The sequence below is a fragment of the Algimonas porphyrae genome, assembly GCF_041429795.1.
Taxonomy (GTDB): Bacteria; Pseudomonadota; Alphaproteobacteria; order Caulobacterales; family Maricaulaceae; genus Litorimonas; species Litorimonas porphyrae.
In genome coordinates this window covers 1,213,624-1,230,562 of sequence record NZ_CP163424.1, presented here as the reverse complement: position 1 = coordinate 1,230,562, position 16,939 = coordinate 1,213,624, and the positions used below count along the sequence as shown (strand labels likewise).

16 protein-coding genes are annotated in these 16,939 nt (G+C 59.6%); 9 read left to right on the top strand and 7 right to left on the bottom strand.

The window, feature by feature from the left end; translation table 11 throughout:
- The first annotated feature begins 117 nt into the window (after positions 1–117).
- Together AB6B39_RS05955 and AB6B39_RS05950 are read left to right on the top strand one after the other, a co-directional pair.
- A complete protein-coding gene (locus AB6B39_RS05955; protein WP_284369707.1) occupies positions 118–2,079 on the top strand; it encodes a cation:proton antiporter in 1,962 nt (653 codons plus the stop codon).
- 77 nt (positions 2,080–2,156) lie between these two features.
- Positions 2,157–4,118: a transglycosylase domain-containing protein gene (locus AB6B39_RS05950; RefSeq protein ID WP_284369710.1), complete on the top strand. Its 1,962-nt coding sequence runs from the start codon at positions 2,157–2,159 to the stop codon at positions 4,116–4,118.
- A 20-nt stretch (positions 4,119–4,138) separates the two neighbouring features.
- Here AB6B39_RS05950 and AB6B39_RS05945 read toward each other — a convergent pair whose 3' ends face one another.
- From AB6B39_RS05945 to cmk, 5 genes are all read right to left on the bottom strand, one after another.
- Positions 4,139–5,008 (bottom strand): M48 family metallopeptidase, encoded by an 870-nt coding sequence (locus AB6B39_RS05945; protein ID WP_284369712.1) that lies wholly within the window; start codon positions 5,006–5,008, stop codon positions 4,139–4,141.
- Between the two features lie 135 nt (positions 5,009–5,143).
- Complete coding sequence (gene mscL / locus AB6B39_RS05940) at positions 5,144–5,599, bottom strand: large conductance mechanosensitive channel protein MscL (protein WP_284369714.1); 456 nt, start codon at positions 5,597–5,599, stop codon at positions 5,144–5,146.
- An 81-nt stretch (positions 5,600–5,680) separates the two neighbouring features.
- Positions 5,681–5,971 (bottom strand): integration host factor subunit beta, encoded by a 291-nt coding sequence (locus AB6B39_RS05935; protein ID WP_371398717.1) that lies wholly within the window; start codon positions 5,969–5,971, stop codon positions 5,681–5,683.
- A 122-nt stretch (positions 5,972–6,093) separates the two neighbouring features.
- On the bottom strand, positions 6,094–7,797 hold the full coding sequence (rpsA, locus tag AB6B39_RS05930) for a 30S ribosomal protein S1 (RefSeq protein ID WP_284369716.1): 1,704 nt from the start codon (positions 7,795–7,797) through the stop codon (positions 6,094–6,096).
- Between the two features lie 141 nt (positions 7,798–7,938).
- Positions 7,939–8,580: a (d)CMP kinase gene (gene cmk / locus AB6B39_RS05925; RefSeq protein ID WP_284369717.1), complete on the bottom strand. Its 642-nt coding sequence runs from the start codon at positions 8,578–8,580 to the stop codon at positions 7,939–7,941.
- Between the two features lie 122 nt (positions 8,581–8,702).
- Here cmk and AB6B39_RS05920 point away from each other — a divergent pair, with 122 nt between their 5' ends.
- Positions 8,703–9,218, top strand: a complete 516-nt coding sequence (locus tag AB6B39_RS05920; RefSeq protein WP_284369720.1) for an energy transducer TonB — start codon at positions 8,703–8,705, stop codon at positions 9,216–9,218.
- Here the strand turns inward: AB6B39_RS05920 and metK are convergent, their stop codons facing one another.
- Together metK and ahcY are read right to left on the bottom strand one after the other, a co-directional pair.
- Positions 9,219–10,418 (bottom strand): methionine adenosyltransferase, encoded by a 1,200-nt coding sequence (gene metK / locus AB6B39_RS05915; RefSeq protein WP_284369722.1) that lies wholly within the window; start codon positions 10,416–10,418, stop codon positions 9,219–9,221. It abuts the gene before it with no gap.
- A gap of 106 nt (positions 10,419–10,524) precedes the next feature.
- Entirely contained in the window at positions 10,525–11,946 is a 1,422-nt protein-coding gene (gene ahcY, locus AB6B39_RS05910; RefSeq protein WP_284369724.1) for an adenosylhomocysteinase, read from the bottom strand.
- 187 nt (positions 11,947–12,133) lie between these two features.
- On the opposite strand from ahcY, the gene AB6B39_RS05905 reads away from it, so the two are divergent.
- The 6 genes from AB6B39_RS05905 (at position 12,134) to AB6B39_RS05880 (ending at position 16,934) form a co-directional block, all read left to right on the top strand.
- Positions 12,134–13,084 (top strand): glycosyltransferase family 2 protein, encoded by a 951-nt coding sequence (locus tag AB6B39_RS05905; protein WP_284369726.1) that lies wholly within the window; start codon positions 12,134–12,136, stop codon positions 13,082–13,084.
- An 11-nt stretch (positions 13,085–13,095) separates the two neighbouring features.
- Positions 13,096–13,590, top strand: a complete 495-nt coding sequence (locus AB6B39_RS05900; RefSeq protein ID WP_284369728.1) for a hypothetical protein — start codon at positions 13,096–13,098, stop codon at positions 13,588–13,590.
- Complete coding sequence (locus AB6B39_RS05895; protein WP_284369730.1) at positions 13,587–14,012, top strand: hypothetical protein; 426 nt, start codon at positions 13,587–13,589, stop codon at positions 14,010–14,012. Before AB6B39_RS05900 ends, AB6B39_RS05895 begins: the two co-directional genes overlap by 4 nt.
- 83 nt (positions 14,013–14,095) lie before the next feature.
- On the top strand, positions 14,096–15,616 hold the full coding sequence (locus AB6B39_RS05890) for a phosphomannomutase/phosphoglucomutase (protein WP_284369732.1): 1,521 nt from the start codon (positions 14,096–14,098) through the stop codon (positions 15,614–15,616).
- 36 nt (positions 15,617–15,652) lie between these two features.
- Positions 15,653–16,042, top strand: coding sequence for a VOC family protein (locus AB6B39_RS05885; protein ID WP_348520128.1), 390 nt, complete (start codon positions 15,653–15,655; stop codon positions 16,040–16,042).
- A gap of 100 nt (positions 16,043–16,142) precedes the next feature.
- Entirely contained in the window at positions 16,143–16,934 is a 792-nt protein-coding gene (locus tag AB6B39_RS05880) for an SDR family NAD(P)-dependent oxidoreductase (RefSeq protein ID WP_284369735.1), read from the top strand.
- Positions 16,935–16,939 lie beyond the last annotated feature (5 nt).

The following is a 16,939-nucleotide window of genomic DNA, read 5'->3' as shown; positions in this document are numbered from 1 at the left end:
CCTGTTCAGCTTATCCCCTTCAACCTAGGCTCAACGCTTCCCCTATCTGACGGTTGGGGGTAGAACACGATCGTCGCAGCGGACTCCTTCACCGGACCGCGCTAAACCGGATCCTGAATGGCTGCTTCCATCACTGCCGACGCCGCGCATTACGCCGCTTTCAGCCTGCCCATCAAGATCGCCTTGATCGGCGTGCTGGGCATTGGCGCGCAATGGCTGGCCTGGCGGATGCAACGCCCGGCCATCGTTCTGATGGCCGTCGCAGGATTGATTTTCGGCCCCCTGCTCGGTGCTGTACTGGTCTTCGACATGCCGGATCTTTTGCGGCGAATTCTGACACCTTTCCGACTCGACCCTGTCAATGATTTTGGTGACCTCTACCGTCCCTTGGTCGGGATGTCGGTGGCGATCATTTTGTTCGAAGGCGGGCTCAACCTGCGATTCCGCGATCTCGGCGATGCTCGCCAGGCGGTGCTGCGCATGGTGTTGCTAGGCGGACCGATCGCCTGGGCGCTAGGAGCAGCGGCCGCTTATTATATCGTCGATCTGCCGCTGCTGATTGCCGTCATGGTTGGCGGCCTGTTTGTGGTGACGGGTCCGACCGTGATCATGCCATTGCTGCGACAAGCCAATCTAAAACACAGACCCGCCAATGTCCTGAAATGGGAAGGGATCGTCAACGACCCTGTCGGCGCACTCTTCGCCGTGATTGGTTACGAGATTATCGTCTTCCAGCTGACCGGCGTGTCCGCGGCCGCCATATTTGGGCGGCTGGCCTTTGCGGCCATGTTCGGCATCGTGATCGGGGTCCTCTCGGCCTATGCGCTGACCTGGTCTTTCCGGCGCGGTCACATTCCTGAATATCTGAAAGCGCCTGTCGTCTTGGCCTGGGTGCTGGCGGTCTATGTGCTGTCCAACAAGCTGGCAGACGAAACCGGCCTGCTGACCGTGACGGCCATGGGCATGACCATGGCCAATCTAAAATTCGCCGCACAGGTCGAGATGCGACGGTTCAAGGAAACCATCACTATCATTCTTGTCTCTGGCGTTTTTGTCATCCTGACGGCCACGCTGACCCCGGCTGTGTTGAAAGCCTTCCTGCTGGAATGGCGAGTCTGGGCCTTTGTCGCGACCATGATGATTGTCGTGCGCCCTATTGCCGTCATGCTGTCGACACTCTGGTCCGGCATTGACTGGCGCGAGAGCCTGCTGATCAGCCTGATCGCCCCGCGCGGGATCGTCGCCGTCGCCGTCGCAGGCCTGTTCGCCGCCGAATTGCAGGCGCTCGGCCTCGATCAGGGTGCGCTTTTCGTCCCGCTGGCCTTCGCCCTTGTCGGCGTAACGGTCATCTTTGCCGGCTTCTTCATCGGCCCGCTGGCCAAAGCGCTCGGGCAGAGCGCAGGCGGGGGTGATGGCGTCCTGATCGTCGGGGCCAATCCTTGGTCGCTCGGTCTTGCCAAGGCCATGCGCGACATGGGGCTGGGCGTGCTGGTTGCCGATACGAACCGCCAGAGACTGCGCGCGGCCCGACTGGACGGCCATAACACCTTCTTTGGCGAAGTCCTGTCGGAGCGGGCGGATTATTCGCTCGACCACTCCCAGTTCAACCACCTGATCGCGGCGACGCCCAATGAGGCCTACAATGCTCTCGTCAGTGTCGAATTCGCGCCCGAGCTGGGTCGCCATCGTGTGTTCCAGGTTAGCAATGACGATCATGAAACCGATGATGACGGGATTGCCTATACGTCACGCGGACGGATCCTGACATCGCGCGGACGCTCCTTCGACGCCCTGACGCGCGACTGGTGGAATGGCTGGCGCTTCCGCGTCACCAAGCTATCGGATGAATATACACTGGAAGATCTATATCGAGACCGCGGCGACAATCTGGATCTCATCGTCGCCAAACGACCGGACGGGACGCTCGAATTCATTCAGCCGGGTCAGGAAGACCGCGCCCGTCGGTCCACCGTGCTGTCTTTCTGCCCAGCAACCGATCAGGATGTGACGCGCGGCGAAGGGGCCAAGCGATCCAGCGGCAGCACGCTGGCCGGGCCTGCAGCGAAACTGCCGAGCTAGGCGCGCCATTCCATTATTTAAGCGGACCTTAACCGTAATCGGCGCACATTTGCGGCTCTCTCGCCTCAAGGTTCGTCATGCGCGCTGCACTGCCGACATTGCCGCCTCGCCTCCTCCGTTTTGGCCGGACTCTCTGCCTGATCGGCGCGGGTAGCGCCTATCTTTGCGGTATGCTGGTGCTGGGGGCGTTTGCCCATGTCAGCGCCGATTTGCCGGACCCGTCCCGCCTGTGGGAACAGACCCGTCCGCCATCGATCCAGATCGTCGATCGGCAAGGCCGTGATCTGGCCGTGCGCGGGGCTCATGCGCTGGAGCCGCTTCCGGTTACGGCCCTGCCCGTCCATCTACGACAAGCTGTACTGGCGACCGAAGACCGCCGCTTTCACAGCCATGCCGGGATCGATCCTTACGGTCTGGCCCGTGCCACACTCGCCAATCTGCGCGCCGGACAGATTGTGGAAGGCGGCTCGACGCTGACGCAGCAGCTGACCAAGAATGTCTTCCTGACGCCGGAACAGACGTTGGAACGCAAGGCGCAGGAAATGATCATCGCAGTCTGGCTGGAACGGCGCTTTACCAAGCCCGAGCTGCTGCGCCTCTATCTGTCCCGGGTCTATTTCGGCAGCGGCGCGTGGGGGATCGAAGCCGCGACCGACCATTATTTCGGGCGCGCGCCGGACCGGATCAGCCTGTCCGAAGCCGCTCTGCTGGCCGGATTGCTGAAGGCACCCTCTGCCCTGAACCCGTCCTATTCGCCCGACCGGGCGGCGACACGGATGCGGACCGTACTCTACGCCATGGATGATCAGGGCCTGATGGCCGACGGCGTACTGGAAGAAGCGCTGAACACGCCGGTCGCTGTGTTCGGTCCTCGCCGAAGCGGTGACCCGGATTATTTCATCGACTGGATCTGGCCCGAGATCGAGGCTCAAGTCGGCGTGCCGAACCGCGATCTGGTTATTCAGGTGACGCTCGATCGCGATCTGCAACGGGTCGCCGAAGCCTCGCTGGCAACGCGGCTTGATCCCGCGCGCAACGCTTCGCAAGGCGCGTTGGTCATGCTGGACGGACAAGGCGATGTCCTCGCCATGGTCGGCGGCGCGGATTATTCGGCCAGCCAGTTCAACCGCGCCGTACAGGCCAAACGTCAGCCAGGCAGCGCGTTCAAACCGATCGTCTATTTGGCCGGTCTGCGGGCGGGCATGAACCCGTGGACGGCCAGTTTGGACGCCCCGATCGATGTGAACGGATGGCAGCCGCGCAACTTCAAGAAAGAATTCGCCGGACCGATCCTGCTGGAAGACGCGATGGCACGGTCGATCAACACCGTCTCGGTGCGCGTTCTGCAGGAGGCTGGCGCGGACGCCGTGGCCGACACGGCGGCGCAACTGGGTCTGGACGGATTGAAGCCTTATGCCTCACTAGCCCTGGGCGCGCAGGGCGCGACCGTCATGGATATGGCCGAAGCCTATCTGCCGTTCTCGACGGGCGGCCATGCTGTGCCGGGTGTCGGCGTGGTGTCGATTTCGACCGGTGACGGCACCCCGCTTTACGATCGCCCGCTCCCCGAACCGGAGCGGCGACTCGGCGCGTTGGAGATCAGGCAGATGAACCGGATGCTGATTCATACGGTCGAAGCTGGAACCGGACGACGGGCCCAAGTGGACGGGCGCATGATCGCGGGCAAAACGGGCACGACCAATGATAATCGCGATGCTTGGTTTGTCGGCTACGCGCCGGACCTCACACTGGCCGTCTGGATCGGCAATGACGCCAATCAGCCCATGGCGCGGATTACGGGCGGCACGATACCGGCAGAAATCTTCGGCGATGTCATGAGCGTTGCCCTGATGGACCGACCCGTTGCCATGCTGCCTCAAGCCGAGCGGCCCGACAATCCCGTTCCGGAGGTCGTGGAAGCGGACACCAGTTTCTCAGCCTTGCTCGACCAGCTGGAGCGAGCGACGACACAATCGCAACCGACGCCCCTACCAACATCACGACCTACATCGGGGTTGATTCAGGGACCGACTCCCTGATCCGTGAATTCGGCGCTCGTTCAGCGAATGTCGGTTGGACAGTTTTCATTATAGACGGCGATCGCTTCGGGCATCCATTGTTCGAAATCATTGATGCGTGTTTCCGGGCTGGGGTGCGTGCTCTGAAATTCCGGCGGGGTCGCACCGCCCGCAGCCGCCATACGCTCCCACAGGCGGGGGGCTTCGCGCGGATCGTAGCAAGCTCGCGCCATCAGGATCAGACCGATATAATCCGCTTCCGACTCATGCTTGCGCGAAAAGGGCAAGGCATAGCCATACTGGCTGACCCCGCCAAACACGCCCATGACGGCGCGCTGCGCCTCATAGTCCATGCCGCCTGCACCCATGGCGACGCCAGTCCCGACAATCCGCTGCATGTTTTGCTGCGCCATGCGCTCGGCACCGTGATGGGCCAGAGCATGCCCGATTTCGTGGCCCATGACGACGGCCAAGCCATCTTCATTCTGCGCAACGGGTATCAGGCCGGTATAGACCGCCGTATAGCCCCCCGGCAGGGCGAAAGCGTTGACCTGATCGCTATCGATCACATTGAACGTCCAGTCGAAGCCCGGGTCTTCTGGCGCGGCGGCGCGCGCCAGCTTGACGCCGATCTCGCGAACCACTTCGACGACCGGCTCATTGGTCACGACGCGGGAATCGGACAGGATCTGCTGATAGGATTGCAGACCCAGCTGCATCTCTTGTTGCACATCCATGGTGCGAAGCTGCTTGCGATCTGTGAACGGGACAGTTTCCTGATTCATGAAATAGTAGACGGCGGCCCCGATCGCGAAAAGCAGCATGATCTGCCAGCGAAAGCCCCCGCCGCGCCGCCCAACCGTACGACGACCAAAATTGCTGCGACCACGGGACATGCGGCGATAGACCATGGGGACCTCCGGTTTTTACATTCACATACTATAGCAATGAGTCGGGCAAAGGTTCCAAATCGAGCCCGTGACGGTCATATGAAAAAGCCCGCTGCGATCGCTCGCAGCGGGCTTTTCTAGCGTCTGACTGATGCTTTACATCTTGGCGTTCTGACGCGCCAGCAAGTCACGGATTTCGGCCAGCAGAACTTCCTGCGCGGGCGGCGCGGCAGGAGCAGCTTCTTCCCTCTTCTTCATCTTGTTCATCGACTTGATGATCAGGAACATGACGAAGGCAACGATGATGAAGCTGATCAGCGAGGTCAGGAACTGCCCCCAGCTGATGATCCAGCCCGCGTCGATAACCGTGCCGTCAGCGCCTGTGACGGGTTCGCGCAGTACCATCTGCCATTCCGATAGATCGAGGCCACCCATGATCGGCTGGATCGCCGGCATGAAGACGCCGTCGATGAAATCCTTGACCACTGTGGCAAAGGCCGATCCCATCACGAAACCGACGGCCATGTCGACGAGGTTGCCCTTCATGGCAAACTCTTTGAATTCGGAAATCATTCCCATCTGATTGTCCCCTTTGAGTCGCGCAGCCGACATGGTTGCGCCTTCAGCCCTGCATAGGCCAGATCAGGGTAAATGGAAGATGAATGTTCGTCCGGATCAGACCCGCTCGCGCGATTACGCGTCGCGGGATGAGTTGATCTTTTCGCGCAGATCCTTGCCTGTGCGGAAGAACGGGACATGTTTTTCGGGTACGGCGACCGGTTCGCCCGTACGCGGATTGCGGCCCGGACGTGCTTTGCGATGGCGAACAGAAAAGGCGCCAAAACCGCGCAGCTCGACACGGGCACCGCGTTCCAGCGTCTGCGTGACCGTTTCGAGAACGACGGCCACCACGCGTTCCATGTCCCGGCGAGTCAGGTGCGGGTTTTCTTCGTGAAGCTTATCGATCAACTCGGAGCGCAGCATGGTGCCCCGTTAACCGTGTCAGGGCGCATGCCGTCAAGGGCTATCCCGACTTATCGGTAAAAAAAGACCCCGCCCGGACGAACCGGACGGGGTAAAGCATAACATATGCGAAAGTTAGACGCCTAGTTCTGGTCTTTCAGGGCCGCACCGAGGATGTCACCCAGCGACGCGCCGGAGTCGGATGAACCATATTGTGCTACGGCTTCCTTCTCTTGGCTGATTTCCAGCGCCTTGATCGACAGCTGATACTGGCGTGTCTTGCGATCGACGCGCGTAATCATGGCGTCAACCTTGTCACCGACAGCGAAGCGCTCGGGGCGCTGCTCTGACCGGTCCCGAGACAGATCACCCTTGCGGATGAAGGCGGCGACTTGCGCGTCGTCTTCACCGAAGCTGACGTCCAGGCCTGCGGGCTGAACATTCGTGACCGTACAGGTGACAACATTGCCCTTGCCGAAGTTGGACCCGCCGGCCGGCATGGTGTCCTTGACCAGCTGCTTGATGCCGAGGCTGATACGTTCTTTCTCGACATCGACTTCCAGGATCTTGGCTTCGACCATCTGACCCTTCTGATAGTCCTTGAGTGCCTCTTCGCCCGACTTGTCCCAAGACAGGTCGGAGAGGTGAGCCATGCCGTCAATATCGTCTTCCAGGCCGATGAACAGACCGAATTCCGTGACAGACTTCACTTCGCCAGAGATGGTCGAACCGATCGGGAAACGATCTGTGAAGCTATCCCATGGATTGGCCTGAACCTGCTTGAGGCCGAGCGAGATGCGACGCTTCTCTTCATCGACGTCGAGCACTTCAACTTCGACTTCCTGCGAGGTGGAGACGATCTTGCCGGGATGGACGTTCTTCTTTGTCCAGGACATTTCCGACACGTGGACAAGGCCTTCAACGCCTTCTTCCAGTTCGATGAATGCACCGTAATCGGCAATATTGGTAACGCGGCCCGTATGGCGTGTGCCAGGAATGTACTTGGCTGCGGCCGCATTCCACGGATCGTCCTGCAGCTGCTTCATGCCAAGGCTAATGCGCTGTGTTTCAGGATTGATGCGGATGACCTTGACCTGAACCGTATCGCCCACATTGAGTACCTGGCTCGGATGGGAGACGCGGCGCCAGCTCATGTCAGTGACATGCAGCAGACCGTCAATGCCGCCGAGATCCACGAACGCACCGTAATCGGTGATGTTCTTGACCACGCCTTCGCGGACTTCGCCCTCTTGTAGCTGTGCCACAAGTTCGGCGCGCTGTTCGGCACGGCTTTCTTCGAGAATCGCACGACGCGAGACGACGATGTTGCCGCGGCTCTTGTCCATTTTCAGGATCTGGAAGGGCTGCTCGGAACCCATCAGCGGGCCGATGTCGCGCACAGGGCGGATATCGACTTGGCTACCGGGAAGGAAGGCGTTGATGCCACCGAGATCGACAGTGAAGCCGCCTTTGACGCGGCCGACGATCGTGCCTTTGACGGGCTCTTCGCTCTCGTGGAACTTGGCCATTTTGACCCAGCTCTCTTCGCGGCGCGCCTTGTCGCGTGACAGGATGGCCTGACCAAGTGCATTTTCGATCCGCTCCAGAAAGACTTCGACCGTATCGCCGACTTTCAGCTGATTGTCAGATCCGGGTTCGTAGAATTCGCGCAGGTCGACGCGGCCTTCGGTCTTCAGACCGACGTCGACAATGGCGACGTCCTTTTCGATGCCGGTGACGATGCCTTCGACGACTTTACCTTCGCGCATGGGCGAGGCTTCGACCGCCGCTTCGAACATGGCGGCGAAATCATCGGTGGTAGGGTTGAGGGTATCCTCAATAATCATGGGGTGTCCAATTAGGGTCATGCCAACGGATCACAGGACCCGCGGACTACCGCCGCACCCATCCTTTATTCGGGGCAAGACGGTTGGTTGAAACTCACGAAATTCAAAAAGGGAGAGACCTTGGAGGGGACAGCTGCCGCTTCATTGCGCTTTCGCGTTCACCACAGCGTCGATCAATGCAATCGCCGTGGTGACGGCGGCGTCTATAGAGAGGTGGGACGTATCCAGCAAGTGGGCATCGGCAGCCGGTTTGAGCGGGGCCACGGCCCGGTTCATGTCGCGGTGATCGCGTTCCTTTAGATCGGATAGAACTGTCTCCAGCGTTACGTCTTCGCCGTAACCTCGCAATTCGCGAAATCGGCGGTCGGCGCGCAGCTCCGGCTCGGCATCGACGAACAGCTTCACCGTCGCATCGGGGCAGATCACCGTGCCGATGTCCCGCCCGTCCAGCACGGCGCCTTGCGACGCGAAGTTACGCTGAAATTCAAGCAATACCTGTCGCACGGACGGGTAGACGCTGACCTTGGACGCGGCCGCGCCCATACCGCCACTTTTCAGATAGGGATCATCCAGCGTATCGGCATCGATATGCGCAGCCGCCAGAGCTGCCGCTTCGGCATCGTCCAGCGCGCCGCCGCTCGCCAGCAGGTCACGGGCCGTGGCCCGGTAGAGCTTGCCCGTATCGAGATGTTTCAGCCCGTAATGCGCCGCCAGCCGCTTCGCGAGCGTGCCCTTGCCGGACGCAAAAGTTCCATCAATGGCAATGACAAGCGGGTCCGACATGGCTGCGCCTGTAGGACATGATCCCAATCAATGAAAGAGACACGCCGCGTTACAGCCGCCCCTTTCGAGACATTGCTGGATGCAGAAAATCATCTTAGAATAGTGATGAAAGCGAGGCCCCCATGCGAACAGCAATCAAGATCGTAGGTCTGATGGCGGTCGGACTCATCGCATCACCGCAAACCGCCGCAGCGATGCCGACAGCTGACGAATCATGGGATCAGGATGCCACTGTCGAAAAACGTGTTCCGCCCAAGGCATTTTCAAGCCGCGAGAGTGCCTATTGCTGTGTCAGCTACACGGTCAGCCATAAAGGCAAGGCCGTAGACGTCACGACCAGCTATTGCACAAACAACCGCTTCTCTCTTGGCGCGATCCGAACGGTAAAGCGCTGGACATTCCAGCCCGCCACTCTTCAGGCTCAGCCTGTCTCCCGTCCAGGTATGACGGCGATCATCACGTCTATCGCGACCTCACGGAATGGTACGCCGCTACCTGGCGGGGACGGATATGTGGCGAAACGCGATGCTGACGCGACCGTGCCGAAAGCGCCGGACGGCTTTTCAGAACGGTTCTCGTGGCAATCCACCTACTTCAACGACGAGCCTGTCTGCCCCGTGCCAGACCCGCCTTCGTGATTAAAGCCGCGCCTTGATCGCGTCGATCAGATCGACCTTCTCCCATGAAAACGCGCCGTCCGGTCCGGGTTCGCGCCCGAAATGCCCATAGGCGGATGTCGGGGCATAGATCGGCTTGTTGAGGTCGAGATGAGAACGGATGCCCCGCGGTGTGAGGTCCATCAGATGTGGAATAATGGCTTCGATCCGGTCGCCCTTGATCGGATTATTATCGTCGACATTGACATAGATAGAGGTCGGGGCGGCAACGCCAATGGCGTAGCTGACCTGAATTTCCACCCAAGGCGCAACGCCTGCTGCGACCAGGTTCTTGGCAAGATAGCGCGTTGCATAGGCGGCTGAGCGGTCTACTTTCGTCGGATCCTTGCCGGAAAATGCGCCGCCGCCATGAGGCGCCATACCGCCATAAGTGTCGACGATGATCTTGCGGCCCGTCAGACCTGCATCGCCGTCCGGTCCGCCAATGACGAATTTGCCGGTCGGATTGATGTGCCAGATCGTCCGTTCGTCAATCCAGCCCGTCGGCAGTACCTCTTCGATATAGGGTTGAACGCGGCTGCGAATATCGCTGGATGTCAGATCCGGATCGAGATGTTGCGTCGACAACACAATGGCGGACGCGCCGACAGGGCGACCATTATGGTAGCGCACCGTGACTTGGGATTTGCTATCCGGACCTAGCCAATCCTGACCTTCCTGCTTGCGGGCTCTGGCCAGTCGTTCGAGAATTTTGTGACTATAATGGACGGGTGCAGGCATCAGTGCGCCGGGCACGTCCAGCGAGGCGTAGCCGAACATGATTCCCTGATCGCCTGCGCCTTCCGCCTTGTGCAGACCCGCGCCCGTATCGACGCCTTGCGCAATGTCGACGCTTTGCGGATGAAGCAGGACGTCGATGTCGGCCGTCTGCCAGTGAAACCCGTCCTGTTCATAGCCGATGTCGCGAATGGCGTCCCGGGCCAGCTGCTCGATCCGGTCCGGCGTAATGGATGAGGGGCCCCGTGTTTCACCGGCAATGACGACCTTGTTGGTCGTCGTCAGCGTTTCCGCCGCAACCCGGATCTGCCACGGGTCCATGCCCTGTTCAGCCGCTTCGCGGAAATAAAGATCGACGATCTCGTCACTGATCCTGTCGGCCACCTTATCGGGATGACCTTCGGACACGGACTCGGAAGTGAACTCGTAGGATTGGCGGGACATGGACAGGCTCCAGGGGATTTTAAGGCTCTGCGCTTTTTATTGTTTTCAGGGCCTGGATGGGTTCTAGGGCGGTTATCCCCGGCATTCATTGCCGGGGCCGGCGGACTTAGTATCTATAATGTTCCGGTTTGAACGGGCCTTCAGGTGTGACACCGATATAATCTGCCTGTTCCTGAGACAGTTCCGTCAGCTTCACGCCGATCTTTTCCAGATGCAGGCGCGCGACCTTCTCGTCGAGATGTTTGGGAAGCATGTAGACTTCGTTCGCGTAGCGCGGCGCGCTGCGTTTTGAGTCCTCCCACAGCTCGATCTGCGCCAGCACCTGATTGGTAAATGACGCGCTCATCACAAAGGATGGATGACCTGTCGCATTGCCGAGGTTCAGCAGGCGGCCTTGGCTCAGCAAGATCATGCGATTGCCACCCGGGAAGGTGATCATGTCGACCTGATCCTTGATGTTGGTCCATTTGTGGTTCTGTAGCGCGGCAACCTGAATTTCATTATCGAAGTGACCGATATTGCCGACGATCGCCATGTCCTTCATCTCGCGCATATGCTCAATACGGATCACATCCTTATTGCCGGTCGTGGTGACGAAGATGTCGGCGTTCGCCACCGTGTCTTCCAGCGTCGTGACCTCGAATCCGTCCATGGCGGCCTGTAGCGCGCAGATCGGATCGACTTCGGTGACTTTCACGCGCGCACCCGCCCCGCGCAATGACGCGGCTGAGCCCTTGCCGACATCGCCGTAGCCGAGCACGACGGCAGTCTTGCCCGCCATCATCGTGTCGGTCGCGCGGCGGATGCCGTCCACGAGGCTTTCCTTGCAACCATACTTGTTGTCGAACTTCGATTTGGTGACGCTGTCGTTCACATTGATCGCGGGGAACGGCAGACGGCCTTCGCGCTGCAATTCATACAGGCGGTGTACGCCCGTCGTGGTTTCTTCGGACACGCCGACGATCTGGTCACGCGTCTTGGTAAACCAGCCTGGCGATGCCGCAAGGCGCTTCTTGATCTGCGCGAAAATGGCGGCTTCTTCCTCGGATCCCGGTTCACCTTCGATTAAATCCGGTTCGCCATTTTCCACGCGCGCACCCAGCAGAATGTAAAGGGTTGCATCACCGCCATCATCGAGAATGATGTTCGCCCCTTCCGGAAACAGGAAGGATTTGTCGAGATAGTCCCAATGCTCTTCCAGTGTCTGGCCCTTGATGGCGAAGACCGGGACGCCGGACGCCGCAATGGCCGCCGCCGCATGGTCCTGCGTCGAAAAGATATTGCAAGACGCCCAGCGCACATCCGCCCCGAGAGCCGTCAGCGTTTCGATCAGCACCGCGGTCTGAATGGTCATATGCAAGGAGCCCGTAATGCGGGCGCCGGCCAGCGGTTTGGTCTCACCGAATTCTTCCCGCAGCGCCATCAGGCCCGGCATTTCGGTTTCGGCGATATCGAGTTCCTTGCGACCATAATCGGCAAGAGTGATGTCTTTGACGATGAAATCGTCGGATTGGGTCTGGACGCTCATGGCGGGACGGCTCTGTATCAAGGGTGGTAAAGGTCTCGCGCCTTTAGCCCACGCGCATTCATATAACAAATCCTTTATATGCTATTCCTGCCAATGGTTACCAATCTCAGGCCGCCATATTGTGCCCTGCCCCGACCCTCGCTAGGAGCGCGGCATCGAACCCGCATCCGACACTCCCTTCTTCTCCGTGATCATCGTCAATTATAATGGCGACGCCTATCTGCGACGCGCCGTCGAGGCACTTGCGGCGCAGAGCCTGTCAGACTTCGAAGCCTTCATTGTCGATAATGGCAGCACGGATGGGTCGCTTGCGAGTCTCCCAGACCTCGACGCGCGTTTCAGCCTTATCGCAGCCGGCGAAAATCTGGGGTTCGCTGCTGGCAACAATCTCGCTGCCCTACAGGCCCGAGGCGAATGGATCGTCACCCTCAATCCTGACGCGTTTGCGCGCCCGGACTGGCTGGCCAACCTGAAAAAAGCCGTCACGCGCAATCCCTATGTGACCATGCTGGGCTCGATGCAGATCACGGCGGACCGTCCGGAGACGTTTGACGGAACGGGCGACGAACTCTCCATATTCGGCGTCGCCTACCGGGCAGGCTATGGCAATCCGGTCCGGTCCCTGACCGAGGACTTTCCCGTCTTCGGCCCCTGCGCCGCTGCTGCTGCCTATCGCCGCGACGATTTCGAAGCAGCGGGCGGGTTCGATGAACGCTTCTTCTGCTACCATGAGGATGTCGATCTGGCGCTGAAGATGCGCCGCCTCGGCGGACGGGCCGTGCAGGTGCATGACGCCGTGGTCGATCATGTCGGCTCCGGAATTACAGGGACCGCGTCCGATTTCGCCGTCTATCACGGCACGCGGAACCGGATCTGGACCTGGTTCGCGTCCATGCCGACTGGGCTGATGATTATCCTGCTGCCGCTGCATATCGGCGCGAACCTGGCCTATCTGGGTTGGAGCCTGTTTCGACCGGGACGGTTTGCGCCCACGGCGCGCGGTGTGAAAGACGGGCTGAAAGGCTTGCCGCGAATCCTGCGCGACCGGCGGTCTTATCCGAAGGGAAGCCGCATAATCTGGCCTTCGCTGGTCATTAACCCGTTCAAGGTAATGAAAAGGCGAAATCGTATCGATTAGGAGGCTGCATCGTGAAACGGAAAACCCCGGCCCTCAAGATCATGGCCCTCAAGACCTTGGCGCTGACGGGGGCTTCGACCGTGTCCTTCATCGCGCTCGGCCTCTATTTCAGTACCATCGCATTTGGAGCCGTCTACCTCTGGAAGAACAGCCATGGTGACGGTCTTTATAGTCTCATCAGCGCCATCATTGCCGTGACAGCGATTGCAGCTCTCGTGACAGTGATCATCACTGGCGTTCTGCAAATACGCGAACCGCAACCGCGTCTCACCCGATTGACGGCCTTTATGACGCTGGGCTGGGCAGTGCTGACCTTTACCCTATACGCTGCGTTGGTTCTGGGCATCGGTGTAATGACGGACGTCTCGCTGCCTTATACAAGTCAGATCGCGATGGACTCGCTGCAGGTCATGGCTGGGATGCTGCTGACGATCAGTATCGCGCTTATCTTGCCCGCCCTTCGCAACGGCTTACGATTCCGGCAGAGGGCAGTCGCCGCATCATGATACGTTCGATAAACCCGCTCGCGCTCCTATCCGCAATCATTATGGCCGGCTTGGGGCTGATCACCATCATATCGGCTGGATCGATACTGTTCGACGACAGCTTGCGATCAACCCAATGGAATTGGACCTTCATTCCCGGCACAATTTTTATGGTGATCTTTGGCATCGTGTGCTGCGTGACCGCCATCAAACAGGTCAGAGAACCCGCATTGCGCTGGGTGTTACTGTCTGGTGCTCTCGGCGTCGGCATTTCCGTCATTCACTATCTGACCCAGATGATCTTCTATTGGCCGACAATCGATATGCCTGTCGTCGCTGACTTTTTTGCGGAAACGATGATTGAAGTCACCTTGATCGGTTGCGCTGCAGTCATCGGAATTCTCGCAATTCCGCTTTGGAGCAATTACCGCCGCTCACATTAGGCATAAATGCCGAGTTCCGCCTCATCTCTATCCAACCCACAGCGGCTTCCCTAAGGGGTAATCGACTTGTAGAGGGTCCGACCATGTCGACAACACCACACGCCCATATCCCGCCCAACAGCTATGCGTTCGAGACGGACGCCCTCGTCAAGCCGACGGGCTTTCGCGAATATGATGCGCGCTGGTGGTTCGGCATTCCGGGCCATGAAAAAGACCCGGAACTGAACCTGTACGGCGTGCGCGCGCTCGGCGAAGGCCTCGGCACGCTGATGCATGAACGCGGAGTCGATCCGGTGATCGCCGTCGGACATGATTTCCGGCACTACTCGCTGGGCATCAAAATGACGTTGATCAGCGGTTTGATGAATGCCGGGATCAAGGTTCTCGATATTGGTCTGGCGCTCTCGCCCATGGCCTATTTCAGCCAGTTTCATCTGAACGCAGCTGGCGTGGCCATGGTCACGGCAAGCCACAATTCCAATGGCTGGACCGGCGTGAAGATGGGGATCGAGCCGCCGCTGACCTTCGGTCCGGACGAGATGGCGCGCCTGAAGCAGATCGTTCTGAACGGCGAAAGCCAAGCGCGGTCAGGCGGGTCGTATGAATATGTCGATGGCGTACGCGAAGCCTATATCGCCGACGTGGCCGAAGGCGTGACACTGTCGCGTCCGATCAAGGTCGTGGCGGCCTGCGGCAATGGCACGGCAGGTGCGTTCGCCCCGGAATTGCTCCGCCGGATCGGAGCCGACGTCATTCCGGTCGAATGCGACCTCGACTACACCTTCCCCAATTACAACCCCAATCCGGAATCGATGAAGATGCTTCACGCCATGCGCGATGCGGTTCTGGAACATGGAGCCGAGGTCGCGCTTGGTTTCGATGGCGATGGGGACCGTTGCGGCGTGGTCGACAATGAGGGCGAAGAAATCTTCGCCGACAAGGTCGGTGTCATGCTCGCCCGCGATCTGTCAGCGCTCTATCCGGACGCGCAATTCGTTGCCGACGTGAAAAGTACGGGCTTGTTCAATACAGACCCGGTCCTGAAGGCCAATGGCGCGAAGACCGATTACTACAAGACCGGCCATAGCTACATCAAACGCCGGAGCAAGGAGCTAAACGCGCTGGTCGGGTTCGAGAAATCCGGCCACTATTTCTTCAACGCGCCGATCGGGCGCGGCTATGATTGCGGACTCGTCTCTGCCGTGGCCATCCTGCAGATGCTCGACCGTAATCCGGGCAAATCCTTTGCCGATCTGCGCCGCGCTCTGCCGACCACTTACGGCTCGCCGACCATGAGTCCCTATTGCGCGGACGAGGAAAAATACGGCGTCGTCGAGCGCATCGTCGCAGATGTGCAGGCCGATGCTGACGCCGGCAGGACCGTCATCGATCAGAAGATCGTCGATGTGAATACCGTCAATGGCGTGCGCTTTACGGTTGAGGACGGCAGCTGGGGCCTGATCCGCGCCAGTTCCAACACGCCCAATCTCGTCGTCGTCGTTGAGTCCCCGACGGCCAAGGAAAACACGGTCGGAATCTTCCGCGACATCGAACGTCGCCTCGCCGCCTATGACGAAGTCGGGGAATTTGATCAGAAGATCTAAGGGTAGTAAATCGGTTCCACTAGCGGGGACCAACCAATGCGAATGTATATCAAAAGTGTCATGGTCGATGATCAGGACAAAGCGCTGGAATTCTACACTCAGACGCTGGGCTTTCAGCTCAAGCATGACATCCCGCTCGGAGAGTTTCGCTGGCTCACCGTTGTCTCACCGGACGAACCTGATGGGGTGGAGCTTGGGCTGGAACCCAATCACCATTCGGCCGCGCAGAGCTTTCAGACGGCCCTGATGAAGGACGGCATTCCCTACACGGCCTTCAGCGTCGAGAATATCAAGGCCGAAGTCGAACGCCTGACTGCGGCTGGCGTTGAGTTTACCCAGTCTCCCATCAAGGCTGGCGGAGCCACTATGGCCATCTTCAACGACACCTGCGGCAACCTGATCCAGTTGATCGAACTGGACACATAGGACCACGCCGTAACGTCCTATCGAACCAGCGGATTGCCATGTGGTAGGGGCTGAGCAATATAGACTGGCCAATTCCCGTCTGCGCCCGTAATCCTGGCCCATGCGCGATCCCTTTGCCCCTTTCACTTATAATCTGTCGGACCGTGTGGCACTTGTTACCGGGGCGTCGTCGGGGCTGGGTGAACGGATGGCGAAGGTCCTCGCCGCCCATGGGGCGAAGGTCGCCCTGGCCGCGCGGCGGGTGGATCGGTTGAGCGCCTTGAAAGCCGAGATCGAAGCGCATGGCGGCACGGCCATGGCCGTTGCGCTTGACGTGATGGATGAAGCGCAGACCATTGCCGCTTATGACGCGATCGAGGCGGAGCTCGGCCCGATCGATACAGTGATCGCAAATGCCGGCCTGGCCCGGGACCGGGGCCGCGCGACGGACAATCCCATTGACGATTTCACCGCGACCTTGGACGTCAATTTGAAAGGCGCGTTTCTGACCGCGCGCGAAGCGGCCAAGCGCATGATGGCGAATGGATCGCGCGACACTGAACGGGGCCGCATCGTCATCATCAGTTCCATCACCAGCTATGACACACAGCCCAATATGGCCTTTTATGCCGCGTCCAAGGCGGGTGTGTCGCAGATGGGAAAAGTGCTGGCGCTGGACTGGGCTCGCATGGGTGTGAACGTCAACATGATCGCGCCCGGATATATTCAGACGGAAATCAATGACGGACTGTTCGATACCGATTACGGTCGCGCCATGATCGCAGGTTGGCCGCGCCGCCGGGTCATCGACGCGGATGCGCTGGACGGCACGGTCCTGTTCCTCTGTTCTGATCACGCGCGACAGGTCACGGGAACGATAACGACCGTGGATGATGGACAGACTTTGGGTTAGACAGC